At 60.3% G+C, this 24,551-nt stretch carries 33 protein-coding genes and 1 tRNA gene; 19 read left to right on the top strand and 15 right to left on the bottom strand.

What is annotated here, in order from left to right:
* Positions 1 to 34: 34 nt before the first annotated feature.
* Positions 35 to 397 (bottom strand): hypothetical protein, encoded by a 363-nt coding sequence (locus AYR47_RS14455; RefSeq protein ID WP_028619330.1) that lies wholly within the window; start codon positions 395 to 397, stop codon positions 35 to 37.
* A gap of 185 nt (positions 398 to 582) precedes the next feature.
* Between AYR47_RS14455 and AYR47_RS14450 the strand changes: the two genes are divergently transcribed.
* The 6 genes from AYR47_RS14450 to AYR47_RS14425 all read left to right on the top strand — a co-directional run bounded on the left by AYR47_RS14450 (position 583) and on the right by AYR47_RS14425 (position 3,900).
* Positions 583 to 795: a cysteine-rich CWC family protein gene (locus AYR47_RS14450; RefSeq protein ID WP_033902839.1), complete on the top strand. Its 213-nt coding sequence runs from the start codon at positions 583 to 585 to the stop codon at positions 793 to 795.
* Entirely contained in the window at positions 795 to 1,487 is a 693-nt protein-coding gene (locus AYR47_RS14445; RefSeq protein WP_033902668.1) for a 16S rRNA pseudouridine(516) synthase, read from the top strand. Before AYR47_RS14450 ends, AYR47_RS14445 begins: the two co-directional genes overlap by 1 nt.
* 305 nt (positions 1,488 to 1,792) lie before the next feature.
* Positions 1,793 to 2,677: an alpha/beta fold hydrolase gene (locus AYR47_RS14440; RefSeq protein WP_033902669.1), complete on the top strand. Its 885-nt coding sequence runs from the start codon at positions 1,793 to 1,795 to the stop codon at positions 2,675 to 2,677.
* 110 nt (positions 2,678 to 2,787) lie between these two features.
* A tRNA-Gly gene (locus tag AYR47_RS14435) sits at positions 2,788 to 2,861 on the top strand.
* Positions 2,862 to 3,046: 185 nt separating this feature from the next.
* Positions 3,047 to 3,571, top strand: coding sequence for a DUF3833 domain-containing protein (locus AYR47_RS14430; protein WP_061435659.1), 525 nt, complete (start codon positions 3,047 to 3,049; stop codon positions 3,569 to 3,571).
* Positions 3,572 to 3,594: 23 nt separating this feature from the next.
* Positions 3,595 to 3,900: a DUF6482 family protein gene (locus AYR47_RS14425; RefSeq protein ID WP_061435657.1), complete on the top strand. Its 306-nt coding sequence runs from the start codon at positions 3,595 to 3,597 to the stop codon at positions 3,898 to 3,900.
* Between the two features lie 78 nt (positions 3,901 to 3,978).
* Here the strand turns inward: AYR47_RS14425 and AYR47_RS14420 are convergent, their stop codons facing one another.
* Entirely contained in the window at positions 3,979 to 4,218 is a 240-nt protein-coding gene (locus tag AYR47_RS14420) for a DUF6124 family protein (protein WP_033902672.1), read from the bottom strand.
* A 466-nt stretch (positions 4,219 to 4,684) separates the two neighbouring features.
* On the opposite strand from AYR47_RS14420, the gene AYR47_RS14410 reads away from it, so the two are divergent.
* Positions 4,685 to 4,978, top strand: coding sequence for a type II toxin-antitoxin system RelE/ParE family toxin (locus tag AYR47_RS14410; protein WP_025999642.1), 294 nt, complete (start codon positions 4,685 to 4,687; stop codon positions 4,976 to 4,978).
* Between the two features lie 2 nt (positions 4,979 to 4,980).
* A complete protein-coding gene (locus tag AYR47_RS14405) occupies positions 4,981 to 5,289 on the top strand; it encodes an addiction module antidote protein (RefSeq protein ID WP_033902673.1) in 309 nt (102 codons plus the stop codon).
* On the opposite strand, the gene AYR47_RS14400 is transcribed toward AYR47_RS14405, so the two are convergent.
* Both AYR47_RS14400 and AYR47_RS14395 read right to left on the bottom strand, forming a co-directional pair.
* On the bottom strand, positions 5,282 to 6,448 hold the full coding sequence (locus tag AYR47_RS14400) for an MFS transporter (protein ID WP_061435655.1): 1,167 nt from the start codon (positions 6,446 to 6,448) through the stop codon (positions 5,282 to 5,284). The genes AYR47_RS14405 and AYR47_RS14400 overlap by 8 nt on opposite strands.
* On the bottom strand, positions 6,445 to 7,608 hold the full coding sequence (locus AYR47_RS14395) for an MFS transporter (protein WP_061435653.1): 1,164 nt from the start codon (positions 7,606 to 7,608) through the stop codon (positions 6,445 to 6,447). Before AYR47_RS14395 ends, AYR47_RS14400 begins: the two co-directional genes overlap by 4 nt.
* A 95-nt stretch (positions 7,609 to 7,703) precedes the next feature.
* Here AYR47_RS14395 and AYR47_RS14390 point away from each other — a divergent pair, with 95 nt between their 5' ends.
* The 5 genes from AYR47_RS14390 (at position 7,704) to AYR47_RS14370 (ending at position 10,493) form a co-directional block, all read left to right on the top strand.
* On the top strand, positions 7,704 to 8,597 hold the full coding sequence (locus AYR47_RS14390) for a LysR family transcriptional regulator (protein WP_061435651.1): 894 nt from the start codon (positions 7,704 to 7,706) through the stop codon (positions 8,595 to 8,597).
* 169 nt (positions 8,598 to 8,766) lie between these two features.
* A complete protein-coding gene (locus AYR47_RS14385) occupies positions 8,767 to 8,949 on the top strand; it encodes a type II toxin-antitoxin system HicA family toxin (RefSeq protein ID WP_012722731.1) in 183 nt (60 codons plus the stop codon).
* A gap of 22 nt (positions 8,950 to 8,971) precedes the next feature.
* A complete protein-coding gene (locus AYR47_RS14380) occupies positions 8,972 to 9,382 on the top strand; it encodes a type II toxin-antitoxin system HicB family antitoxin (protein WP_033902677.1) in 411 nt (136 codons plus the stop codon).
* A 103-nt stretch (positions 9,383 to 9,485) separates the two neighbouring features.
* The gene (locus AYR47_RS14375; RefSeq protein ID WP_033902678.1) at positions 9,486 to 9,986 is read left to right on the top strand and encodes a methylated-DNA--[protein]-cysteine S-methyltransferase; all 501 of its coding nucleotides are present in this window, start codon (positions 9,486 to 9,488) and stop codon (positions 9,984 to 9,986) included.
* 81 nt (positions 9,987 to 10,067) lie between these two features.
* Positions 10,068 to 10,493, top strand: coding sequence for a low affinity iron permease family protein (locus AYR47_RS14370; RefSeq protein WP_038842343.1), 426 nt, complete (start codon positions 10,068 to 10,070; stop codon positions 10,491 to 10,493).
* A 54-nt stretch (positions 10,494 to 10,547) separates the two neighbouring features.
* Here AYR47_RS14370 and AYR47_RS14365 read toward each other — a convergent pair whose 3' ends face one another.
* The 3 genes from AYR47_RS14365 to fos all read right to left on the bottom strand — a co-directional run bounded on the left by AYR47_RS14365 (position 10,548) and on the right by fos (position 12,301).
* Entirely contained in the window at positions 10,548 to 11,075 is a 528-nt protein-coding gene (locus AYR47_RS14365; protein ID WP_016975135.1) for a DUF4142 domain-containing protein, read from the bottom strand.
* Between the two features lie 119 nt (positions 11,076 to 11,194).
* On the bottom strand, positions 11,195 to 11,836 hold the full coding sequence (locus AYR47_RS14360; protein ID WP_033902680.1) for a LysE family translocator: 642 nt from the start codon (positions 11,834 to 11,836) through the stop codon (positions 11,195 to 11,197).
* A 54-nt stretch (positions 11,837 to 11,890) separates the two neighbouring features.
* Positions 11,891 to 12,301 carry a fosfomycin resistance glutathione transferase gene (fos, locus tag AYR47_RS14355; protein ID WP_033902681.1) on the bottom strand — a complete coding sequence of 137 codons (411 nt, stop codon included), beginning with the start codon at positions 12,299 to 12,301 and terminating at the stop codon, positions 11,891 to 11,893.
* 104 nt (positions 12,302 to 12,405) lie between these two features.
* Between fos and AYR47_RS14350 the strand changes: the two genes are divergently transcribed.
* Both AYR47_RS14350 and AYR47_RS14345 read left to right on the top strand, forming a co-directional pair.
* Entirely contained in the window at positions 12,406 to 12,645 is a 240-nt protein-coding gene (locus tag AYR47_RS14350; protein ID WP_016975132.1) for a CopG family ribbon-helix-helix protein, read from the top strand.
* On the top strand, positions 12,635 to 12,919 hold the full coding sequence (locus AYR47_RS14345) for a type II toxin-antitoxin system RelE/ParE family toxin (protein ID WP_033902682.1): 285 nt from the start codon (positions 12,635 to 12,637) through the stop codon (positions 12,917 to 12,919). The genes AYR47_RS14350 and AYR47_RS14345 overlap by 11 nt, the downstream gene beginning before the upstream one ends.
* Before the next feature lie 7 nt (positions 12,920 to 12,926).
* Here the strand turns inward: AYR47_RS14345 and AYR47_RS14340 are convergent, their stop codons facing one another.
* Entirely contained in the window at positions 12,927 to 13,835 is a 909-nt protein-coding gene (locus tag AYR47_RS14340) for a LysR family transcriptional regulator (RefSeq protein ID WP_420492055.1), read from the bottom strand.
* A gap of 77 nt (positions 13,836 to 13,912) precedes the next feature.
* Here AYR47_RS14340 and AYR47_RS14335 point away from each other — a divergent pair, with 77 nt between their 5' ends.
* Complete coding sequence (locus AYR47_RS14335) at positions 13,913 to 14,401, top strand: DMT family transporter (RefSeq protein WP_061435647.1); 489 nt, start codon at positions 13,913 to 13,915, stop codon at positions 14,399 to 14,401.
* Here the strand turns inward: AYR47_RS14335 and AYR47_RS14330 are convergent, their stop codons facing one another.
* From AYR47_RS14330 to AYR47_RS14310, 5 genes are all read right to left on the bottom strand, one after another.
* Positions 14,402 to 15,733, bottom strand: coding sequence for an MFS transporter (locus tag AYR47_RS14330; protein ID WP_061435646.1), 1,332 nt, complete (start codon positions 15,731 to 15,733; stop codon positions 14,402 to 14,404).
* Between the two features lie 59 nt (positions 15,734 to 15,792).
* Positions 15,793 to 16,734, bottom strand: a complete 942-nt coding sequence (locus AYR47_RS14325; protein ID WP_061435645.1) for a hydroxymethylglutaryl-CoA lyase — start codon at positions 16,732 to 16,734, stop codon at positions 15,793 to 15,795.
* Positions 16,731 to 17,924, bottom strand: a complete 1,194-nt coding sequence (locus AYR47_RS14320; RefSeq protein WP_061435644.1) for a CaiB/BaiF CoA transferase family protein — start codon at positions 17,922 to 17,924, stop codon at positions 16,731 to 16,733. The genes AYR47_RS14325 and AYR47_RS14320 overlap by 4 nt, the downstream gene beginning before the upstream one ends.
* Positions 17,925 to 18,013: 89 nt before the next feature.
* Positions 18,014 to 18,922, bottom strand: a complete 909-nt coding sequence (locus tag AYR47_RS14315) for a LysR family transcriptional regulator (RefSeq protein ID WP_033902688.1) — start codon at positions 18,920 to 18,922, stop codon at positions 18,014 to 18,016.
* Positions 18,922 to 19,596: an NAD(P)H-binding protein gene (locus tag AYR47_RS14310; protein WP_033902689.1), complete on the bottom strand. Its 675-nt coding sequence runs from the start codon at positions 19,594 to 19,596 to the stop codon at positions 18,922 to 18,924. The genes AYR47_RS14315 and AYR47_RS14310 overlap by 1 nt, the downstream gene beginning before the upstream one ends.
* Before the next feature lie 94 nt (positions 19,597 to 19,690).
* On the opposite strand from AYR47_RS14310, the gene AYR47_RS14305 reads away from it, so the two are divergent.
* Entirely contained in the window at positions 19,691 to 20,878 is a 1,188-nt protein-coding gene (locus AYR47_RS14305) for an MFS transporter (protein WP_061435643.1), read from the top strand.
* On the opposite strand, the gene yiaY is transcribed toward AYR47_RS14305, so the two are convergent.
* On the bottom strand, positions 20,845 to 21,993 hold the full coding sequence (yiaY, locus tag AYR47_RS14300) for an L-threonine dehydrogenase (RefSeq protein ID WP_061435642.1): 1,149 nt from the start codon (positions 21,991 to 21,993) through the stop codon (positions 20,845 to 20,847). The genes AYR47_RS14305 and yiaY overlap by 34 nt on opposite strands.
* Before the next feature lie 123 nt (positions 21,994 to 22,116).
* Between yiaY and AYR47_RS14295 the strand changes: the two genes are divergently transcribed.
* Positions 22,117 to 23,133, top strand: a complete 1,017-nt coding sequence (locus AYR47_RS14295; RefSeq protein WP_061435640.1) for a DUF4917 family protein — start codon at positions 22,117 to 22,119, stop codon at positions 23,131 to 23,133.
* Here the strand turns inward: AYR47_RS14295 and AYR47_RS14290 are convergent, their stop codons facing one another.
* Positions 23,134 to 23,661 carry a helix-turn-helix domain-containing protein gene (locus AYR47_RS14290; RefSeq protein ID WP_033902693.1) on the bottom strand — a complete coding sequence of 176 codons (528 nt, stop codon included), beginning with the start codon at positions 23,659 to 23,661 and terminating at the stop codon, positions 23,134 to 23,136.
* Positions 23,662 to 23,766: 105 nt separating this feature from the next.
* Between AYR47_RS14290 and AYR47_RS14285 the strand changes: the two genes are divergently transcribed.
* Positions 23,767 to 24,549 (top strand): aldolase, encoded by a 783-nt coding sequence (locus AYR47_RS14285; RefSeq protein ID WP_033902694.1) that lies wholly within the window; start codon positions 23,767 to 23,769, stop codon positions 24,547 to 24,549.
* Positions 24,550 to 24,551: the final 2 nt, after the last annotated feature.

The raw sequence follows: 24,551 nt of genomic DNA, 5'->3' as shown, positions 1-24,551 counted from the left end.
CGGCGCTTCATGCGCCGCTTGCATCACTGGCCTGTCAACGGTGACCGCCGCGGCCACCTCCATGGTCGGAACCGCGTCCATGCCCCCCATTTCCCCAACGATCACCGCCCCAGCCCTGGTTCGGATACGGCCGGTAACCGGCACGCGGCCCGTAGTAACGCGGGGCCGGCTGGTAATAACGCGGGGCCGAGTAATAGCGCGGTTGTGGCGCGTAGTAGCGCGGTGCGGGGTAGTAATCACGGCGGTACTGATACGCCGTGCCGCCGCCGTAGTAATACACCGGTGCCGGTGAGGTGTAGACCTCCGAACGGTAATAGCTCTGGCCGCCATCGTAATAGGGCACGCAAGCGGAAAGGGTCAGACCGAGTAAAGCGCTGAGCAGCAGTCGTCGATACATGGCGGCCTCCTGGACCGCGGAAGAGCACCTCCAGCGACGCTGGAGGGCGGCATCCAGCTTTCGCCGGATGACAAAATATGGGACATCAAAAACTGAATCTGGTGCGTTTTGGACATAGGTTGAAACATCTGTTTCCGACGATCTGGTATCGTGTGGAGACTTCCGCGATGTTTCCTGAACCCACCATGACCACCCCCACTCACTGCCCCGCCTGCGGCGCGCGCAACGACTGCACCCTGGCCGACCCGCGCACAGCCGACCAAGCCTGCTGGTGCTTTAGCGTCAACATCGACCCAGCAGTGCTCGAAGCCCTGCCCTTGGAACTGCGCAACAAGGCCTGCCTGTGCCCGCGTTGTGCCCAAGTGGATGAGCAGTTACGCGCAGCTGAGCCGAAATAATGCGGGTTGACCGTTTCCTCAGTAACCTGCCGCGCTTCAATCGCCACCAGGTTCGCTTGTTGCTGGTTGAACGGCGTGTGTCTGTGGATGGTGTTGCCGTCAGTGATCCTCATCATGAGGTTCGTGAGTTCAGCCGTGTGTGCGTTGACGATGAAGTGTTGCAAGCCGGCAAACCGGCGCGCTACTTCATGCTGCACAAACCCCAGGGTTGCGTAAGCGCAACCGCGGACCCACAGCACCCAACCGTGCTGGATTTACTTGCTGAGCCGGACAAACATGAGCTGCACATTGCCGGTCGTCTGGATTTCAACACCACCGGTCTGATGCTGATCACCAACGATGGCCAATGGTCGAGGCGGCTGACGCAGCCACAGACCAAACTGCCCAAGGTCTACCTCGTAGAGACCGAGCAGGCTATCGGCCCTGAATATGCGAGTACCTTTACCGAGGGTCTGTACTTCGCATTCGAAGACCTCACCACCCAACCCGCCGAGTTGGAATTGCTGGGGCCGACTACCGCACGGCTGAGCATCGTTGAAGGCCGCTACCACCAAGTAAAACGCATGTTCGGGCACTTTGATAACAAGGTGATCGGCCTGCATCGCGAGCGCATGGGCCCCTTGGTGTTGGATGCCGCCCTTGCTCCAGGCGAGTATCGAGCGCTGACCGACGACGAAATCCGACAGGTCTGACGACCGTTCGGCCGGTGATGGCAAAAAAAAGTCCTGTCGCCTTGCGGGGTAGCACCTCTGCTGCTTGAATCAGGATCACCAGTTTAAATATGACTGGCGAGTCGCCTATAACCTCCAAGAAACACCTTGCCCCGCCCGCGCTTGATCTACGGGCCTCTCAGGCAAACAGCCCGCCATAACAACAGCCGTCGGCCAGCCGTCATCGGACCGACATGGGCCCTCCTTTTCCAGGCGTATGCCTACCTGTCACAAAGCTCGTGCAGAGTGATCTGCGCGCTCTACCCGCTTGCCAGGAGTCTTACGACATGAGGCCAGAAATCGCTGTGCTGGATATACAGGGTCAGTATCGGGTTTACACGGAGTTCTATCGCGCGGACGCTGCTGCAAAGACCATCATCCTGGTCAACGGCTCCATGGCCACCACGGCATCCTTCGCCCAAACCGTGAAAAGCCTGTACCCGCAATTCAATGTGGTTTTGTACGACCAGCCCTACGCTGGCCGCTCCAAAATCCATAACCGTCATGAGCAAATGCTGACGAAGGAAGTTGAAGGCCAGCTCCTGCTGGAACTCATCGACCACTTCGCCGCCGAGCACGTACTGTCATTTTCCTGGGGCGGCGCCGCCACCCTGGTCGCCCTCGCCCATCGCCCACGTCGCGTGGAGAAGGCCGTGATCAGTTCGTTCTCCCCGGTGATCAACGCCCCAATGCGCGACTACCTCGAACGCGGCGTCGACTACCTCGGCAACCTCGACCGCGACCGCGTCGGCCACCTCGTCAACAGCACCATCGGCAAACACCTGCCGTCACTGTTCAAGCGCTTCAACTACAAGCACGTGAGCAGCCTGGCCGAGCATGAGTATGGGCAGATGCACTTTCACATCAGCCATGTGCTCAACAGTGACCGCCTGTGCTACCTCAAGGCGGCCAAGCAGATCGACATTCCGGTATTGTTTCTCAACGGTGAATGGGACGAATACACCAGCGCCCAGGATGCCAAGCTGTTTGGCCAGCATGTGGCCAACAGCAGCTTCAGTACGATTCAAGCGACAGGGCATTTCCTGGACATGGAGCACAAGGCGGCGTGCCGGGACAGCCGAGAGGCGGTGGTGGGCTTCTTGAAACCGCAGCGGCAAGTCAGCCGGTTGCGCTATCCCCAGGGTCAGTCGCAGCATGCCTTTGCCATTTGAACGCTTGTGGGGGAGCTGGCTTGCCTGCTCCCACAAGCACGTAACCCACACATTTTTGAAGAAAAACTTCAAATCCCCGCGAACATCTGGTACAAAGTCAGCCGCTCTGAGCGGGTATAGTTTAATGGTAGAACAGTAGCTTCCCAAGCTTCCGACGAGGGTTCGATTCCCTCTACCCGCTCCACTCAAATTCTCGTTTCTCGTCAAGTTGTGTTTGACGGGGGATGCATAAAAAACCGGTCCTAGGTGGCCGGTTTTTTTATGGCCGGGATTTGACGCATCATTCATCGGTCGGGAATACCTGTACAAATCTATATTCTTGTACAAGTATCCTTCGAATGCGCTGACGCACAATCACGGAGCCGAGCCATGACACGTCTACTGGTTTCATGGGTATTGATGTTGAGTTTGAGCAGTTGCGCCAACTTAGGCGTCGAGCGCTACGTTGATCAGCAGCCGCAGCTGGACCTGGAGCGGTTCTTCAGCAAACCCGTCAAGGCCTGGGGCATTTTCCAGAAGCGTTCCGGTGAGGTCACCAAGCGCTTTGAAGTGGCTATCGCCAGCCGGCGCGAGGGCAATGCCTTGATTCTCGACGAGCGTTTTCTGTACAGCGATGGCACGCGTCAACAACGTGTGTGGACGCTGACACCGGATGGCCCGGGGCGCTGGAAGGGCCGGGCGGGTGATGTGGTCGGCGAGGCGATCGGCGAAGTGGCGGGTAACGCGCTGCGTTGGCGCTACAGGCTCAACCTGCCGGTGGACGGTTCGGTCTACGAGGTGAGCTTTGATGACTGGATGTATCTGATGGACGAGGACACCTTGATCAACCGCTCCAGCATGACCAAGTTCGGCGTCGAATGGGGCCAGGTCACGCTGTTCTTTCGTCGCCAATGAATGACCCGCAGAGAGGGTGAAACATGAACCTGCAAATGCTGACTGAGTTGGCCCTGAACGGTGAAGTTCGAGAGCTGGAGTTACTGTCGCTGGAGGGTGGCTTCTATATCGCGCGTGTCAGGCTGGATAACGCTGAGATGACACTGCAGGGCGATGACGCCAAGCCGCTGCGCATCGGCTCCACCACGCATTTGCGCAGCCTGTTGCAACGGGTTCCACCCTTTCCCTGCGTGCTGGTGCAGCACTGCGTGCACGATGAAATGTGCGGCGTGCGGGAAGGACCGATCGGCGCATTGCGCATTCCGTTTACGCTGGCCTCGTCCCTTTAAGATTTGGAATTTGTTGGCTCCCCTCCCCCTTGGTATGGGCGGCCTGGGAAGGCAAGCCTATGCAGTGCGCCAAGTGACCTAGGCGGCTTGATCCACGCGGTCCTGCGCCGCTTCCACCAGCATCAGCCCCAACTCGATCATTTGCTGAATCGCAAGGGCCAGGTAGCGCTGTTGGGAAGGCAGGGTTTCGGCGAACTCACTGGTCATGGCTCCCGCGCCGGCGATGGTTTCGTAGGCGTTGGCGAGCAGTGCTTCGGTGTTGGCTTCGGGACGGACGCTGAACAGTTTTACGGATGGATTACATGAGTCATTACACATCTGTTGATCCTCGGTAAGAACCACCTTCCAGAGCTACTAAACAATGGGTGGCGGCTGTATGCAGGTTAGTAGACCGGCGGATCAACAAAACCGGCGCACTCGAAAGTGCCCTGCGTACAGCCACCATTGAGCACAGACACCAACATGCCTAAACGATGGTACAGCCATACGCCGTTGATCAAATCGAGCTACTAAACCCGACCGCTGATGGGCAGCGGCAGACGAACCTTAAAGAGGTCGCCCAAGACGCACAACTCGGACGATTCTGATGGTTGTGTAGGCAATGCCGCAAGGTTCGAATACAGCCTCTCTCCCCGAACTGCCACTGCAAATTTTGGCAACAGGAAAACGTCCAAGAACGTTTGAAACCGAAGCGCTCCCCACGCATCCTCCCCAGCCTTTGCCATCTGCCATTCCTATTGCCAACAAGTATCCACTTGGATACAGTTAGGCCACGCGAGGTCCTGTGAGCTATTTGATCCAGCAAACCCAAGCCTTCATTAACTGGCGTTCAGAAGTACGCGACCTACGAGCAAAGATCGCAATAGGTCGACGTATCGAAAGAGCCAGCATGGGTAACCTGGGCGATATCAAGACACTCGGTAGCGGCATCTCAGAAATGCGGATAGACGTTGGTTCGGGTTATCGAATTTATTTCACTTTGCGAGGTAAGGTGATCGTCATCTTGCTGGTAGGCGGTGACAAGTCTTCCCAGGACACTGATATCCGTAGAGCAAAAAAATTGGCAAAAGAGGTTTGATCATGAAACAAACGCTGACGACATTTGATATGGCCGAATTGCTCGACAGCGACGAGGCCATCAGTGAATACCTCTCTCAGGTTCTGGCCGACGGCGACAATCAAGAATTTCTTCGCGCCATCGGCTACGTCGCTAAAGCCCGAGGAATGACCAAGATCGCTGCCGAAACGGGCATGGGTCGTGAGAGCCTTTACAAGGCATTCGCCCCTGGCGCAAAACCTCGCTTCGAAACTGTACTCAAAGTACTCCACTCCCTCGGTATCGATCTATTTGCGAGGGCTGGACATTCGGTCGACCGCTCGATTATTTGAGCTCGAAGCCCCGCCGCACCACCCACGCCAACGGCAACGTCACCAACAACACCCCCGCCAATACCATCACCGCCACCGACACGCCCAACGCATCCCCAACCCCGCCGAACACCACCGGCGCCAGCGCACCACCACCGATGGTGCCGGTGTAGAACACTGCAAACGCCTGCTCTCGCTTCCCAGCGCCCGCCAGGTCCGGCACGGCGCCATACAGCACCGAAGACGTACCGTTGAGCACCAGGCCCAATAACGGCAGCATCGCCATCAACCCGGCCAGCGGCACATACACGGCGGCAACGATCAGCAACGCGGTGCTGGTTTCCGTTAGCCACACGGTTTTCATCATGCCGATGCGCCCCCCCAGGTAACCGCAGAGCAATTTGCCGAATGCGCCCCCGATAAACAGCAGCGTCAGGGCCAGGCCGATACCGGCAATGCCCGCGCCTTTCGCTTGCAGCAGAAAGGGCAGGAAGGTGAGAAAGCCCATGCGTACGGCGCTGTCGAGGGTGCCTGTGAGAATCAAGGCGCGCAGGCCGGTGACGGAGCCACTTCCGCTGAAAGGCTTTGCGTTTTTTGTAGAGATGGATTCGGATGCTTTTGCAGGAACCAGCCACCACAGCAGCCCCGCCGCCGCCAAGCCGAGCAACCCCAGCACCGTGGCGCTGGCACGCCAGCTGATGACGGTGAGCAGCAACCCGATCAAGCCCGGAATCAGCGTTTTGCCGATATCGCCGGAAAAGTTGTACTGGGACAATGCCTGCTTGATTCCGCCACCGTCCTCGTAGGCGTCGCTGATCATCGAAGAGGCCAGCGGGTGTTGGGTGCTGGCGCCCAATCCACCTAACAGAAGTGCCAGCAGCAACATCACCCATCCAGTGGCTTGGCCCACCATTAGATAAGCCGCACCGGCAAGTGCTGTGCCGCCCACCAGCATCGATACACGGCCCCAGCGTTTCGCGGCGCGGCTGGCCATGAGTTGGAACACTGCCATCATCCCGGAATAAGCACCGCGTAACAGTCCGATCTGGGCGTAGGACAGCGCAAACTGCGCCTGCCAGATTGGGAGTAGCACGTAGATGACATCGGTAAGGCCATCATGCACGGCATGGGCACTGCAGCCGGCGATCAAGGTACGGCGGCGGTTTGAGATGTCGTTCATGGCGTCGCGATCAGTTGAGGTTTAACGGGCTTCCAGCCAGTGAGCGCGATCAACAAGGTCAACATCTGGAAGGCGATAATCAGCACCACACACCCGGCCCAGCCCCAACGCTCCCAAATCAACGCTGGCACAATCGCACCGCAACTGCCGCCCAGGTAGTAACAGGTGAGGTAAACGCCCACGGCGCCTGCTTTGTTGTCACCTGCGGTCGCGGTGGTGAATGCGTTGGCCGCCGCCTGGGCCAGGAACACGCCAGTCGAGCTGAGCGCCAGGCCTGCCACGATGCACCACAAAGAGGGCAACAGCGTCAGCGCGGAGCCGGTAATACCCAGCACCGCAGCCACGCTCAGCAGTTCAGCATGAGGCCGGGCCTTGCTGAGACGGCCGGCGATGGGAATTACGATCAGCGCCAGCAGGAACACCATGTACAGCGTGCCCAACGCCGCAGGCCCCAGGCTGAACGGCGGTAATCCGAGATACAAACCTGCGTAGGTAAACGCCGCCACCTGGGAAAACAGCACGCAAAAACCTACCGCGTAGGCGGCCAATAAAGGCTTGCGAAATACCGCCGAAAACGCAGTTTCAACCCTCACGGAGCGCGCACGGCTGACCGGCAACAGGAACTGGATAAACCCACCCACCATCAGGCTTAGCACCGCCATCAATTCAAAGGCTTCGCGCCAGCCCACGTACTCCGTCATTACACCCGTGACAAAGCGCCCGGCAAACCCACCCAACACCGTCCCGGCCACGTAAAGGCTGGTGACCTCCGTGACCGTGCCGCCACGCCAGCGGTCGCCGATATAAGCCACGCTGGTGGCGAACACCACCGGGATCAGCATGCCCTCCACAAATCGCCACACCAGCACCTCGGCAAAGCTGTCGGCATAGGCTGTCATCAACGCAGGCACCGCCAGCAACAACGCAGCAGCGCTGATCACCGTGCGTTGCTCAAAGCGTCCGGTCAGCCGGCTGACGAAAGGCGCGGTGATCGCCACCGCCAAGGTGGTCACCGTAATACTCCACCCCGCCGCCTTGGCGCTGATGTGAAACTGCGCGGCGAATGTCTGGAGAATGCTCTGGGTGGCATACAGGTTGAGAAACGCCGCGCAGCCACACAGGAACAGGGCAAGACGGGCACAATGCAGGCGCGGTTTCATGAAACCTCTCGTTTTATTTTGTGAGGTCTTTATAGAATGGCCGGCAGGTCTAGAACCAATACCGATTTCGGACCGATCGATACCCAAGGATCAGGATGCTCGACCTACGCAAGCTGCGTTACTTTCTGACGGTCGCCGAGGAATTGCACTTCGGCCGCGCGGCCATTCGCCTGCACTTGGCGCAGCCGCCGCTGACACGCCAGATCTCGGCGCTGGAGACCGAGTTGGGCTTCAAGTTGTTTGATCGCACCAGCCGCACGGTCAGCCTCACCGCGCAAGGTCGCTCGTTCCTGCCCTATGCCCGTGGTGTGCTGGAGCAGGTTGAGTTGGCGCAAGTGATCGCCGGCAAACTGGCGGCGGGCACTGCGGGGCAACTGACGCTGGGGTATGTGAGTTCGATCGCGCTGTCGGACCGGTTCAGCCAGGCGATCCAGGCGTTTGCCCTGCGTTTTCCCGATGTGCAATTGACCCTGGTGGAATGTGCCTCCGGCAGCCTGGGCGCGCAGGTGGCGGACGGGCGGCTGGATATCGGTTTGAGTCGCCTGTTGCCGCAAGATGAAGCGGTGCAAGCGCTGTCCCTGGGCGAAGAAAGGTTGGTGGCCGCTGTGTCCAGTGAGAGCCCGTTGGCCCGTCAGCCGAGCGTCAACCTGGCGCAGCTCAGTGCCTACCCGTTGATCCTGTTTCCGGCGGATTATGGATCGGGGCTCAACCAGTCCATCGAGCAGCTGTATCGACATCACGGCCAGCCTTTGCGCCCGGGCCCGACCGGCCGGCAGATCACGTCGATCATTGCGCTGGTGGCCGCCGGACAAGGTGTGGCGTTGGTGCCGGCATGTACGCAGAGTTTGATGAATAAAGGCGTGACGTACCGGCCTCTGGTGGAAGTGGATGCGTGTGCTCAGTTGTTGGTATTAACCCGTACTGAAACAAAAAGTGTGCTGGTTGATGCGTTTCTCGCCGTCATTGCGCAGCCCCTACACACGCGGTAACTCGATAGCAAAACCTCGCAATACCTCTCCCCGACGCCATTCCTACGCCCTCATACACTCTAATTACCGCCTACCCCAAAGACCGGTCATCGACCACTGGTAGGTAGAGTGTTGATAATTTCTTTTCAGTGGTTATAGTCACCACCAACACACACCACAAGGAGGTGTTGTGGATAGCCGATATTTGATAGGTCACATCGTTGCGGACGGTTGGTATCTGGCGCGTATCAGAGGGAGTCATCATCACTTCAAGCACCCGACTAAACCGGGGCTGGTGACGATTCCACATCCAAAGAAGGACCTGTTGGACAAGACCGCCAAGAGCATTTTGAAACAAGCTCTGTTGAGTTAAGCGTCCGTGGAGGACAACAGACATGCTTTACCCGATTGCAATTTCAACCGGTGACGAGGATCACGCCTGGGGCGTGGAAGTGCCGGATATTCCTGGTTGCTATTCCGCCGGTGACGACCTGGACGACGCCATGGCCATGGCCCGCGAAGCCATCGAAGGGCACTTCGAGATCCTGGCCGAAGACGGTGCGCCGATTCCCAGTGCGCAGAAGGTCACCCTGCATGCCGCCAACCCCCAGTACGCAGGCTGCACCTGGGCCGTGGTAGACATTGATGTCACCAAGTATCTGGGCAAGGCGCAGAAGCTCAACATCACGTTGCCGGGTTACCTGCTGAACCGCATCGATGAATATGTACTGCACCATCCGGAAGAAAAAAGCCGCTCGGGGTTTCTGGCATCGGCGGCGCTTAAAGTGCTGCAACAGGAGGGGTAACGAAGGCTCTACTGGCGGCGCTGAATTTGATCGCAAGAAACGTAGTTTGCCGGTCAGCGCTCCCCTCTAGACTCCCACTGCACCCACCTTCAGGAGCCCGATCATGCCCTACGAATACAAGCTCATGCCCTCCCCTGTCGGCCAACTCACCCTGGTGGCACGCGACGGCAAACTCAGCGCCATCCTGTGGGAAACCGAACGCGCCAACCGTGTGCGCCTGGGCCAATTGTACGAGGCGCCTGAAAGCCCGGTGCTGTTGGAAACCGAGCGTCAATTGCAGGAGTACTTCGCTGGCAACCGCCACCAATTCGAACTGGAACTGGACTTCGCCGGCACCGATTTCCAGAAACAGGTCTGGCAGGCCTTGCTGACCATTCCCTTCGGCGAAACACGCAGCTACAGCCAGATCGCCCAACAGATCGGCAACCCGAAAGCCGTACGTGCAGTGGGTGCAGCCAATGGGCGTAACCCCATCTCGATCATTGCGCCGTGTCATCGGGTCATTGGCGCGTCAGGCGGGCTGACGGGTTTTGCGGGAGGCTTGGAAGCCAAGCAATATCTGCTGGCGCTGGAAGGTACAGGCCAGGCTGAATTGGCGTTCTGAAGACCCACAGCAAATGTAAAAAGAAATTTCAGAGAGTCCCTGCGGTCCATTATTTCATCACCCCTTCCTAGGAAAACGGTCATGAAATTCTCCGCAGTCTCCCAATCCCTGTCCCGTTGGGCCGGCAGCCCGCGCACGTTCTACGCAGCGGTGGCGTTGATCCTGGCGTGGAGCCTAAGCGGGCCGTATTTCCACTACAACGATACGTGGCAACTGATCATCAACACCTCGACCACCATCATCACGTTCCTGATGGTGTTCCTGATCCAGAACACGCAAAACCGCGACAACGACATCCTGCATATCAAGATCGATGAACTGCTGCGCGTGTCCAAGGATGCACAGAATGCCGTACTCAGCCTGGATGGCCTGGATCGCAAGGAACTGGAAAAACTGCGCCAGGAATACCGCAGCATCGGCAACACCGGCACGGTGAGCCTGAACAGCAGCTGCGGTCATGCTGCCGACGATGCGGCACCGACCAAAACCGATTTGAACCAGGCATAAAGAACGGCGGTTGGATCTGATCCAACCGCCGTTGTTTTATTTCAGATGACTAACTTAACCGTCGCCTTGATGACCTTTACCGTAAGTCGATGCCAAGGCCCGAGCCTTCTGCAAACGCTCTTCCAGCTTGGGCAGCGTCTCGTCGACCAGCGCTTTTATTTCCGGCACATCCGACGCCGCGCCTTCCTGTTTGAACAGCGCGATGGCGTCTTCATTTTCCTTCACTTGCTGCGCGGTGTAGGCCGCATCAAACGAGTCGCCGTCCTTGAGTTCGGGCATCAGGGTTTCGGCTTTGTCGACGATCTTCTCGCGCGGCGCCACCGGCAGGTCGAGCTTCTTGGCAATGGCCGCCAGGTGCTGGTTGGCCAGAGTGCGCTCGTTGATCACCTCGATGGTGTAGTCCTTGATTTCCTGGGACGAGGTCTTGGCGTGGGCCATGCGACTGGTTTCGATATCGGCCATACCCTTGGCCGAAGCCTGCTCGATGAATTCAGCAGGCGACTGGGCGAAAGCATTGCTGGCGCCGAGGCCCAGCAGCATCGCGAAACTGGCGGTGCGTAACCGGATAGCCATGCGGCTCATGATGGGTTCCTCCAGGCTGAAAATAAGGGCGGGGGAACACACCCCGCCCTCAATTCGAATTTTCAGGGCGGCAAAGGTTTAGAAAAAACTCGCCAGTGCGACGAACGGTCATCGTCAAATCAAGCGGGTTTGCTGCCAAACAGGCCCGGCAACGCGTGCGCCAGGGCGTTGATGGCGAAGCCGATAAACATCACACCACAGAGCTTGGTGATCAGGATTTCATGGCGTTGATACACCGTACGCACCCTCTGCGCGCCGACCACGCCAATCAGGATCGCGTAGGCCAGCAGGCCGCCGACGAAGCTGAGGAAGATCAACGACGGCAGCATCGACCAGGTCAGCAACTCGGCACGGCTCGACAACAACGCCGTAAACGTCGCCACCGCCACCGGGTACGCCTTGGGGTTGGTCAGCCCGAATAGAATGCCGTGCCAGAACGGATGCCGTGCCGCGCCCTGGGGCGCATCACTGCTGCGACGCTGAGTGCGGATCGCGCGCCAGCCGAGCCAGAAAAGGTACAGGCCGCTGAGTACGCCGAGCACATCAAACGCACTGCTGCCCACTTCCCGCGCGCCGACGATAGCGATCAGCGCCGTGGAGCACCACACCACATCCCCCAGCAGATGCCCGCACAAGAAACCCGCCCCGGCCCGACGACCACGGGCGGCGCCGATACCAAACACGGCCAACACCCCCGGCCCCGGGGTAATACCGTAGATGAAACCTGAAGCGAGGACGGCGAGCAGCAAGGATGGGGTCATGGGCGCGACTCAAACGGAGGGTTAAGAGGTGGATGGATTCTGCACGTTCCCGCGCTACGGGTAAAACGTCATTCCGGCATAAGGCTTGGCGCGACAGGCTTGCAGCCTTGAGGCCAGGTCGCCGACGTGGGCTTCGAGCTTGTGGCCATCGGGGTCGAGAAAATAGAACGAAGCACCTTCACTGCGGTTGTCGCGCCATTCTTCTACCTGCGCTGCTCGCAGGCGCTCTACGAACCTGGTGAAGTCAGCCGCAGCCACGGTAAACGCGTAATGGGAGTAATCGGCGGCCGGCTTCGAGTCGCGCAGCGGATCGAGCGATAAGCACAACCAAAGGCCCGGCAGTGAGAGATAGGCGCCAGCGTCCCAGGTGGCGTCGAGGTGAAGTTGCAGCAGCTCACGGTAGAAACGGATGCTGCGCGGCAAGTCGGTGACGGCCAGGGTCAGGTGGTTGAAGCCAGAGAGCATGGATACTCCTTTTACAATCAGAACGCCCCCTGACGAACGGGGGAAACCAGGGACACGGTGACAATGTAGTATGTTGCACTACATGTCACTACAACGAGGTCGTCATGTCTGTCATGTCCCTACGTATACCGGAAGATATCGCCGATACGCTTGCCAGTCTCGCCAAGGCCACCGGGCGCAGCAAATCCTTTCTGGCGGTAGACGCATTGCGCGAATACCTCACGCGCGAAGCCTGGCAAATTGAGGAAATTCAAAAAGCATTGAAAGAAGCGGATGCGGGTGATTTCGCTACCGCTGCCGAGGTAAAAGCTGTCGCTGATAAATGGCGCACTAATGCAGGTTGAGTGGCTGAGGGCAGCCCTCAGGAACCTTGACGATGAAGCCGCTTATATTGCTGAAGAAAATCCAAAAGCTGCCCACGAATTTGTCCAGGCAATCTTGACTGGACTCCAACAGATTGCTGAATTTCCAGCGATGGGAAAAGAGGGACGCGTGCCAGGGACTCGCGAATGGGTAGTGCCTAGATGGCCCTACATTGTCCCGTATCGCATCCGAGGGGGCCGATTGCAAGTCATGCGGATCTTCCATACCCGGCGCCAGCCACCCGCATCCTGGTGATGAAGGCTCAGATTTGTAACACCCCCTGCACCCGCACAATCAACCACTGCAACCCCGAATCCCCACCCCGCCGTGCATGCCACGCCAGTTCGAACGCAAACGACGGAATATGAAAGGGCGGCGGCACCGCCAGCAAATGCGCGTGATCAATCTCCAGCAAGCCTCGGGAAGACACGGTCAGGATCAAGTCCGTGCCGCGGATCAACTGCGGCGCCACGCCCCAGTGCGGCAGGCTGATCGCCACATGCCGACGCTCGCGAATCGCTGTCAGCGCCCGCTCGATTTCCGGCGTGCCGCTGCCGCGCATTTCCAGCAATACATGGGGACGTGACAGGTAGGTGGGCAGATCCAGTGTGCCGCTTGCCGCAAGGCTGTCGCGGTCGACCAGGCAGGTGTAGTGCTCTTCGAACAATGGCGTAGTCCGCAGTTCGGCGGGCATGTCGGGGAATACGCCAGCCGCCAGGTCGAGATCGCCATTGAGCACCCCGTCCACCATGCCCTCCCGGCTGGCCTGGATGATTTGCAGGTCGATACCCGGCGCTTCGCGGCGCAGCACTCGCACCAGGTCGGGTAGGAAAATCGCCGCGCTGTAGTCAGACATCGCCACGCGAAACCTGCGCTTGGCCGACGCCGGGTCAAAGCGATTCGGCGCCAGCAACGCCTGCACCTGGGCCAGGGCTTCGGCCAGTGGCGCGGCCAACTCCAGCGCGCGGGCAGTCGGCACCAGGCTGCCACCTTGGCGCACCAGCAGCGCATCACCGAGCAGGTCACGCAAACGCGCCAGCGCGTGGCTGACTGCCGGCTGGCTCAGGTGCAAACGCTCAGCCGCGCGGGTGACGTGTTGCTCGCTGAGCAAGGCGTCGAGGATCACCAGCAGGTTGAGGTCGATGCGGCGTAGATCATTCATCAGCTGCATGCTCTGCATAAGAACTTGGAATTTAAATTTGCGCGACGAATAGCCTAGAGTCCAGCAAAACCTCTGGGAGATTCGACATGACTACGCTGCATTGGGTGGGCTTATTGGCGCTGGCGGTCATCGCCGGCGCGGTGGTGCCGTTTCAAAGTGCGATCAACGCCAACCTCGGACGCGGCCTCGGCCACCCGTTGTGGGCCACGCTGGCGTCGTTGCTGGTGAGTATCATCGTGTTACTGCCGGTGATTCTGGCGCTGCGCCTGCCGTTGCCGAGCCTGGCGTTTATCAACAAGGCGCCGCTGTGGATGTGGGCCGGTGGCGCGTTTGGCGTGTGTTTTATTTCCCTGGCGTTGATGCTGTTGCCCAAGCTCGGCGCCTCGGGGTTTATCGCACTGGCCATGGCCGGGCAGATTCTGGCGTCGCTGGTGCTGGATCACTTCGGCCTGTTCGGCCTGGTGGAGCGCCAACTGACAACGCCCCGCGTGCTGGGGGCGTTGTTGTTGATCGGCGGCGTGGTGTTGATTCAGTTCAGCGCCACGCCCGCTCGCGCCTTGGCAACCGCTGGCTGATCAGCCCTTATCGAGGGTGCGCAGTTTTTGCGGCAGGCCCCACAGCAGCAACGCCGCCGCCAACAGTGCACACACGCCAATCACATACAGCGCCGGCGTGGTGCTGCCAGTAAGGTCCTTGATCCGCCCCACCATCACCGGGCTGACAATGCCACCAAACTGGCCGAGGGTATTGATCACCGCAATACCACCCGCCGCGCCGGCGCCAGCACCGGCCAGCAACTTGGGTGGCAGGGTCCAGAAGGTCGGGATCGAAGCGATGATGCCCGCGCCCAACATACCCAGGGCGATGATCAGGAAGGTGGTGTGATCGGCAAAAATGCCGGCACTGAAGAAGCCCACCGCGCCGAGCACCACCAGGCCACAGACGAACTTGCGACGCTCGCCCGTGGCATCCGACAGCCGCCCGATCACCACCATGCTGATGGCACCACACACATAGGGAATCGCCGTGAGCAGGCCGATCATCACCGGGCTCTGGGTGCCGGCGCTGCGGATCAACTGCGGCGCCCAGAAGTTGAGGCCGTAGGACGCCACCTGGATCAGGAAGTAGATGAAGCCGAGCATCAGGAACCCAGGAATACGGATCGCCGACAGCAGCGAGCCCCCGTGCTGGTTCGGCTCATGCTTGGCGATGCGGCTCGACAGCAAGGTCTTCTCCGCCGCCGTCAGCCAATGGGCGTCTTCGATGCGGTCCTTGAGCAAGGTCAGCACCAGGAAACCCAGGCCGATGCACGGCAAGCCGCCGAGCAGGAATAACCAGTGCCAGCCGCGCATCTGGAAGACACCGTCGAGGTGTTCCAGCACCAGGCCGGAGAACGGTGCGCCCACCAGGCCCGCAAAGGCCGAGGCCAGGAACAGCATCGAGGTGATGCGCCCACGGAAATGCTGCGGGAACCACAGGGTCAGGTAATACAGCACACCAGGCGCGAAACCCGCCTCCATGGCGCCGATCAGAAAGCGCAGCGCATAGAACTGCCACTCGGCCGTGACAAACACCATGGCCGCCGTCGCCAGACCCCACGACATCATGATCCGCGCAATCCAGCGCCGCGCGCCGACCTTGTACAGCATCATGTTGCTCGGCACTTCGAAGATCACATACCCCACCACAAACAGCCCGGCCCCCAGGCCGTAGGCGGTGTCGCTCAGGCTCAGGTCAGCCTGCAACTGGAACTTGGCGAAGCTGATGTTGATCCGGTCAAAAAACGCGAACAGATAGCACACCATGATCAGCGGCATCAGGCGCCAGGCGACCTTGCTGACCAGGGCTTTTTCGGCATCGATTTCAGCGGCCGGGCGCGCGCCGGCCTCCAACGTATTAGTGCTCATGGTTTCTCTCCAGCGGGCTGCTCACAGGCGCCCGATTGTTTTTGTTGTCTGGTGCGGTGTTACAGCGTGACGATGTAGGCAGGCGGTGGATGCAGATCGCAGTTGCGTCCGGCTTTGGCCACCTGGCCGGGCAGTTCGTGTCCCAACAAGGCGGGCAAGCGGCGAGACATGTGCAGTAAGTGCGGCAGGTCGATACCGGTATGAATCCCGACTTCATCACACAGGTTCACCAGATCTTCGGTGCAGATATTGCCCGACGCCCCCGGCGCAAACGGGCAACCGCCCAAGCCCCCCAGCGCCGCGTCAAAACGCCGGGCGCCGGCTTCATAGGCGGCCAGCACATTGCACAAGCCCAGGCCCCGCGTGTTGTGGAAATGCAAGGTCAAATCGCTGGCGGACACACGCTCCAGCACGCGTTTGACCAGGCGTGCCACCTGACGCGGGTTGGCCATGCCAGTGGTGTCCGCCAGGCTGATGCCCTGGATGCCCAGCGCTTGATACGCCTCGACAATCTGCAACACGCGGTCTTCATCAATCTTGCCTTCGAACGGGCAACCGAAGGTGGTGGCGATGCTGCCGTTGAGCCTCACCGGGTAATCGCGGGCAAAACTGACGATGTCATCAAACGCCGCCAATGACGCTTCGCAACGCATGCGCATATTGGCCAGGTTGTGGGTCTGGCTGGCAGACATCACCAGGTTCAGCTCATCGGCGCGGGACGCGATGGCACGCTGCGCGCCCTTGAGGTTGGGGATCAGCGCCACGTAGATCACACCCGGCCTACGCTCGATGCCCTGGAACACTTGCTCGCCATCACGCAACGCCGGAATGGCCTTGGGCGAGACGAACGAACCGGCTTCGATCCGCGAAAAACCGGCGAGGGACAGCTGGTCGACCAGGGCGATCTTGTCGGCCGTCTCGACCCAGGTCGGCTCGATTTGCAGGCCGTCGCGCGGCGACACTTCTTGCACGATCATCGCGTCGGAATAATCAGCAATCATTGCACCACTCCCGAGGTTTTCAGGCGTTGGATATCGGCGCCGGTGAGGCCCAGGCTGCCGAGGATGTCGTCGGTGTGCTGGCCCAACGTCGGGCCCTGCCAGTTCACGCCGCCAGGGGTTTCCGAGAGTTTGGGCACGATGCCGGGCATTTTCACCGATACGCCGCCGGGCAGTTGGGCTGTGAGCAACATGTCACGCGCCTGGTAGTGCGGGTCGCTGACGATATCGGCCACGGAGTAGATACGCCCGGCCGGTACTTCGGCGGCTTCCAGGGCGCTGAGTACCTGCTCGATGGGCAGGCTGCTCGTCCAATGGGTGATCGCCGCGTCGAGCAATCCACTCTTGGCGGCGCGGCCATCGTTGTGGGCGAACTCAGGCGCGTCAGCCAGGTCGGCGCGGCCGATGGTGTGCATCAGGCGCTTGTAGATCGGGTCGCTGTTGCCGGCGATCACCACATAGGCACCGTCGGCCGTCAGGTAGGTGTTGGACGGCGCAATGCCCGGCAAGGCGCCGCCGCTGCGTTCGCGCACATGGCCGAGCATGTCGTATTCCGGCACCAGGCTTTCCATCAGGTTGAACACACTTTCGGCCAGCGACACATCGACAATCTGCCCATCGCCCTGCCCCGTCTTGACCCGCAGCAGCGACATCAGCGCGCCGATCACACCGTGCAACGACGCCAGGGAATCGCCCAGGCTCACGCCCACTCGCGCCGGCGGTGAATCCGGGTTACCCGTGGTGTAGCGAATGCCGCCCATGGCCTCGCCGATCGCACCAAAGCCCGGACGATCGCGATAAGGGCCGGTCTGGCCGTAGCCCGAGATGCGTACCAGCGTCAGCTTGGGGTTGAGGGCATGCAGCACGTCCCAATCGAGACCGAGTTTCTCCAGGCCACCGGGCCGCAGGTTTTCGATGAGCACGTCGGCGTCGCCGAGCAGTTGCTTGATCAAATCCAGGCCTTCCGGCGACTTGAGGTCCAGCGCCAGCGACTTCTTGTTGCGCGATTGCAGGTACCACCACAGCGACGTGCCTTCGTGCAGCTTTCGCCATTTGCGAAGCGGATCGCCCTGGCCCATGGCTTCGATCTTGATCACCTCGGCGCCAAACTCGGCCATGAGCCGGGCGGCGAACGGCGCGGCAATCAGGGTGCCGATCTCGATCACCTTGATACCGCTCAGGGGAGCCGTCATGGGGTGTACCTCTTATTCTTGGAATGTGATGCCAAGACTAGAGGCCAGGTGCAGGAGAAATCCAACCGTCAGTTGGCAAGGAGCGTTCGCTAAACGCGAACACTCAGATAATCGAACAGCAACCGACTGACCGGCGACAACTGCGCCTCATCACGCACCACCAAAATCAAGCTGCGATCCGACCAGTCATCCGTCAGCGGCACGGCATGCAAACCCAGTGCACGACCAAACAGCTCATAGGCTTTCTGCGGCAGGATACCGATGCCCATGTTCGCCTGGACCATCCGGCACATCGCATCGAACCCCGGCACATGAATGCGCAGGCGCAGCATCCTGCCCGCCTCGCGCGCGGCGGCGTGAGTGCGCATGTTGATGGAGCTGGCGGCGTGCAGGCCGACGTAATCACTGTCCAGGGTATCGACAAACGCCAGGGTTTTGCGCGCCGCCAACGGGTGATCCGCCGGCATCAGCACCACTAGCTTGTCGTGGCGATACGTCACGCTGGGCAGGCCTTTGGTGTCGGTGTCACTGGAGCAGATGCCCAGGTCCGCCACGCCGTCCAGCACGCCTTGCACCACGCCATTGCTGGGACGTTCTTCCAGGTCGGTTTTCACTTCGGGATGCCGCTCGGAAAAATCCCGCAGGTCTTCCGGAAGGAACTGAATGATTGCCGACAGATTGGCCAGCATCCGCACATAACCGCGCACGCCGTGGCTGTGCTCGCCCAGCTCCAGGCCCATCTTCTCGACGTTGAACAACATTTGCCGCGCATGGTGCAACAAGGTTTCACCGGCCGCAGTCAGGTCCATGCCCTTGGCCCGCCGCACGAACAGGCTGACGCCCAGCACCTGCTCCAACTCCATCAAGCGCTTGCTGGCGGCCGACACGGCAATGGCTTCGCGGTTGGCGGCGCGGGTCAGCGTGCCTTCCTCAAACACCGCGACGAACAGCTGCAGCGTGATCAGGTCCAGCCGCCGCACCAGGCTCTTGTGCAACATCAGCGACGCTCGCTGGCCAGCCGATTGATCTCGGCCTGCTCCACTACCGGCTGCGGCGCGCCTTGGCTCGCGGCCTGCAACATCGCCCGGCCCACCGTTTCGGTGCTCACCACCCAACCCGGCTTCAGCCGTCGCACAAACGTCAACAGGGGGCCAAGCACCGAGTAGAAGGATTGGTAAAGCGGCGTCTTCGAACGCACGCCATGCAAGGGTTGTATGACGCCCGGACGGAACAGGTACACCGCCTTGAACGGCAGGCGCAGCAACGCGTTCTCGGTCTTGCCCTTGACCCGCGCCCACATCGACTTGCCCGCCTCGGAGCTGTCGGTACCGGCGCCGGACACATAGATAAACGTCATCTGCGGATTGAGCCGCGCCAGGGTGCTGGCGGCGACCAGGGTGAGGTCGTAGGTGAGGTGGGTGTACTTGACTTCATTCATCCCCGCCGACGAAACGCCGAGGCAGAAGAAACACGCATCAAAGCCTTGCAACAGGTTTTCCAGCGGCTGGAAATCCAGCATGTCGCTGTGCAACACCTGATGCAGCTTGCCGTGTTCCTGGGTCAGGGCTGTGCGGCCGACAGCAACGACTTCCTGCACGTCGGCGGCCAACAGGCACTCACGCAGCACGCCCTGGCCGACCATGCCGGTGGCGCCGAATAACAGAACTCTCATGGGTTGGTTCCTTGGTTACAAACGATTAGCCGCACGTTAGAGACAAACACACTATCAGCTTGTAGCTTACCGCTGAAAAAGGAAAAGTCGGCCCTTGAACAATACCACCACCCTTGCCCTGGCCTGCAGCGCCGCCTTCCTCGCCCAGGTCGGCATCAGCAGTTACCTGCCCGCCGTCCCGGCCATTGCCCACGCCCTCCCCGCCGCCGAAGACCATGTTGCCCTGGCCCTGGCGATTTACTTGGTCGGCATGGCTTTGCCGATGTTGCTATGGGGCAGCCTAGGTGAGCGTTTTGGGCGCAAGCCCGTGCTGCTGGCTGCACTCACGGTGTATGCGCTGGCCAGTGCAGCAATCCCCTTGGCGTTCAACGTTGAAACCTTCCTGTCATTGCGGCTGGTTCAAGGCTTGGGCGCAGGCGGTGTTTCGGTGATGGCGCGGGTGTTGGTGCGCGACAGTTCCAGGGGTGCGCTGTTGGCGAAGGGTTTGTCGTGGCTGGGCATGACCTTCGTGGTCGCGTTGGGTATCGGGCAATTTGCGGGTTCATTGTTACAAGTGGCGTTCGGCTGGGAGGCGATCTTCTATGGGTTGGCGATTGGCGCGGTTGGGTTGATGCTGGTGCTGCACCGCGTAACGTTCCCGACGCTGGTGAAAGTCGACTCACGGGTCCGCGCCTGGCACATCTACGCCACGATCGTTCGGCATCCGCCGTTTCTGCACGCCGCCTTGGCCGGTGGTTTGGGTTACGGGGTGATCATCGCGTTCAACACCTGCGCGCCGCTGATCCTGCAGGGCCGTTTCGAGTGGAGCGCGGCGCACTATGGTTGGCTGGGCTGGCCGATCAGCGCGGCGTATCTCGCGGGGGCGTTGATGGTTAATCGCTTCGTTGCTCGCACGGGTCAGCTGAGGATGATGGGCTGGGGCGTCACCCTGGTATTGCTGGGAACGGCGGTGATGCTGCTCGGCAGTCTGTTCGCCAGCGGGCTCGCCATGTTGCTGTGGCTGCCATATTGCCTGGCGGTGTTCGGGCAATCGATGAGTTATCCGATCAGCCTGTCCTTGGCCAATGATGAAGCGCCGGTGAGCGGGTCCTACGCCATGGCCTTGAGCGGATTCATGCATCAACTGATGGCCGCGTTGATCGGCGGTGTGGCGAGCCTGCTGGCTCACCAGCAGGCGTGGCCGTTGGCGGTTTTATGCCTGGTGTTAGCGGGCGCTGCATGCGTGTGCGTCGCCCGCTGCCACGCGGATCAAAACGCGCTGCGAAAGATCTCCTCAATCTGACGCTGATCCGCCCGCCGTGGGTTGGTCAGCCCACAGGCATCCTTCAGCGCGTTGGTCGCGAGCAAGGGAATGTCCTGCAACTTGGCGCCCAGCTCGCGCAGTCCGGCCGGGATCTCGACATCGTGGGCCAGGCTGCGAATCGCGGCGATGGCGGCCTGGGCGCCTTCTTCATCGGTGACGCCCTTGACGTCGGCACCCAACGCACGGCCTACGTCGCTCAGGCGTTTGGCGCTGACGCTGGCGTTGAAGCTTTGCACATGGGGCAGCAACACCGCGTTGCAGACGCCGTGGGGCAGGTCGTAGAAACCACCCAGTTGGTGCGCCATGGCGTGCACAAAACCCAGGGATGCATTGTTGAAGGCCATGCCGGCGAGAAATTGCGCATAGGCCATGTTCTCCCGCGCGGCCATGTCGCTGCCATCGCGCACCGCCAAGCGCAGGTTGGCGCTGATCAGTTCGATGGCCTTGATCGCGCAGGCGTCGGTGATTGGGTTGGCGGCGGTGGACACGTAGGCTTCGATGGCGTGGGTGAGCGCGTCCATGCCGGTGGCGGCAGTGAGGCCCTTGGGCATGCCGACCATCAGCGCCGGGTCATTGACCGACAGCAGCGGCGTGACGTTGCGGTCGACGATGGCCATTTTCACGTGGCGGGTTTCGTCGGTGATGATGCAGAAACGGGTCATCTCGCTGGCGGTGCCGGCGGTGGTGTTGATAGCCACCAGCGGCAATTGCGGTTTGGCGGACTGATCGACGCCTTCGTAGTCGCCGATATGCCCGCCGTTGGTGGCGCACAGTGCAATGCCCTTGGCGCAGTCATGAGGCGATCCGCCGCCCAGGGACACCACGAAATCGCAGGCGCTTTCCTGCAACAGCGCCAAGCCTTTCTCGACGTTTTCCACATTCGGGTTAGGCTTGGCGCCGTCGTAGATCACCGAGTCGATGTCCTGCATCGCCAGTTTCTCGGCGATCATGCTCGCCACACCGGCCTTGGCCAGGCCGGCGTCGGTGACGATCAGCGCCTTGCGAAAGCCGTAGTTGCGAATGGCGGTCATGGCTTCGTCGAGGCAGTCGATGCCCATGATGTTCACGGCGGGGATGAAGAAGGTGCTGCTCATGGTCAATCCTCAGAGGCTTTATACCTACAGCATCAACCTGCGCCAGCCTCCGTATCTTGATCAGGATCAACGCCGAGCCGTGATAAAGTCTCCGTCCAGCCGATTTCGAGTAGACCCGCCGCAATGAAGGATTTCCAGGATATTGACGCCCACCTCGAAGACTGGAGCGCACTGCGCAGCAGCACGGACTTCAGCGGGATTCTGATCGGCAATGGCGCGAGCCGTGCCATTTGGGAAGACTTCGCCTACGACTCGCTGTTCGAAAACGCCCGCACCGTTGAGGAAAAACCCCTCAGCCAATCCGAGCTCAGCGTGTTCGACGCCCTGCAAACCCGCAGTTTCGAGCAAGCCCTGGGCGCGTTGAAGACCACCAGCCGGGTCAACAAGGCCCTGGCGGTCAGCTCGGCGGCGCCGCGCAATCGTTATTACGCGATCAAGGAAGCCTTGATCAATACCATCCATGCCGTGCACATCCCGTGGCGCCTGGTGCAGCCGTCGACGCTGGCGACGATCAACGCTGAGCTGAAGCAATACTCGACGGTGTTCACCAGCAACTACGACCTGCTCAACTACTGGGCCATCCTGCACGCGCCGGGCATCGACGACCTGTTCCGCAGCGCCGACGCCAGCTTCGACCTGCGCAATACCCGCACCGACGCCACGCGCATCCTCTACCTGCACGGAGGCCTGCACCTGGTGCGCAACCTGGATGGTACCGCGCGCAAATTGCCGACCACCGACAGTACCTTGCTCAGCAGCTTTGCGATCAACAACACGATCAAGACCCTCGATGATGTCCCGCTGTTTGTCAGCGAGGGCAAGGCTGAGGAAAAGCTCAAGACCCTCCGCAGTTCGGATTACCTGTCGTTCTGCTATGAGCAGTTGCTCAACCACGAAGGTGCACTGTGCATCTTTGGCCATGACCTGGGAGCGCAGGATAAACACCTGGTGGATGCGATTCGCCAGGCCAAGCTGACCACGCTGGCGATCTCGGTGTCGGGGCGCAGTGAGGGGTTTATCCGTCAGCAGAAGCGGCGGTATTCGGAGTTGTTCGACGGGACTGGCGTGGCACTGAAGTTCTTTGCAGCGCGCACGCATCCATTGGGCAGCCCCGCACTGTCCGTCCCTGTCGAACGCTGATCACGCTTCGCTGCTGTGCACCACCACCAATAGCTGTGCCTGCACCGGCCCCACCGAGCGCAACCGATGGGGCTTCTGCGCATTGAAGTGCAGCGCATCGCCGCGCTCCAGGATCACCCGTTCGTTCATGAAATCCACCTCCACCTGGCCTTCGTGCACAAACAGAAACTCTTCCCCCACATGCTCCTTGAAGGTCTTGTCGGTGAACTCCGCCGGCGGGTAGATGATGAACGGCAGCAGGCTGCGTTCGCTGACCTGATGGGCCAGCACCGCATAGCCCGGTGACGTGTCCGGCCGCTCATGGCTGCGCACCAGGCTGTAGCTGTCGAGGCTGACGCTGTCTTCGCTGAACAACTCTTCGACCTTCACGTTCAGCGCCTTGGCCAGTTTCAGCGCGGCGGCAATCGACGGCGTATTGAGCCCGCGCTCGACCTTGGACAGATAACTCTTGGTCATCCCGGACTTTTCGGCCAGGACATCCAACGTCACACCAAGTTTTTTTCTCAATAATTTCAAACGGATAGACATGCGCTGCGATTAATCCATGCAGTAAGCGATGAGCTGTGCTTGCCAATGACACAAAGTGTCATATAGCATCGTTAGTGTCATTTGCAGCCACCGAGGGCACCCGATATGGCCAAGACATTAGCACTCCCGAAAGACCAACTGGTCAAGCAAGCACTGGTCCAGATGCAAAACACTCTGGCGGATAATACGTGGACCGTTCGGCAAAAGCTGGCGCTCACGTGTCGCATCCTGTTCGAGAACGGCCACGACTCCGGCCTGGCCGGGCAGATCACAGCGCGCGGGCCGGAGCAAGGCACCTATTACACTCAGCAATTGGGCCTGGGTTTTGATGAGATCACGGCCAGCAACCTGTTGCTGGTAAACGAGGACCTTGAAGTATTGGAAGGCCACGGCATTCCCAACCCGGCCAACCGTTTTCACAGTTGGGTGTACCGTGGGCGCCCGGATGTGAACTGCATCATCCACACTCACCCGACCCACATCGCCGCGCTGTCGATGCTGGAAGTGCCGCTGCAGGTGTCGCATATGGACCTCTGCCCGCTGTACGAAGACTGCGCCTTCCTGGAAGCCTGGCCAGGTGTGCCGGTGGGCAATGAGGAAGGGGAAATCATCACCACGGCACTGGGTGACAAACGCGCGATCCTGCTCTCACACCATGGCCAGTTGTCCACCGGGGCGAGCGTCGAGGAAGCCTGCGTGATCGCGCAGTTGATCGAGCGCGCGGCCAAATTGCAGTTGCTGGCGATGGCGGCTGGCACCATCAAGCCGATCCTGCCGGAACTGGGGCGCGAGGCCCATGACTGGATCTCCCGGCCCAAGCGCCACGGCGCCGCGTTCAACTACTACGCCCGGCAGAACCTGCGTCAACACGCCGATTGCCTGAACTGACT

The sequence above is a fragment of the Pseudomonas azotoformans genome (assembly GCF_001579805.1).
Classification (GTDB): Bacteria; Pseudomonadota; Gammaproteobacteria; order Pseudomonadales; family Pseudomonadaceae; genus Aquipseudomonas; species Aquipseudomonas azotoformans_A.
This window is presented reverse-complemented; position numbering and strand designations above follow the sequence as displayed.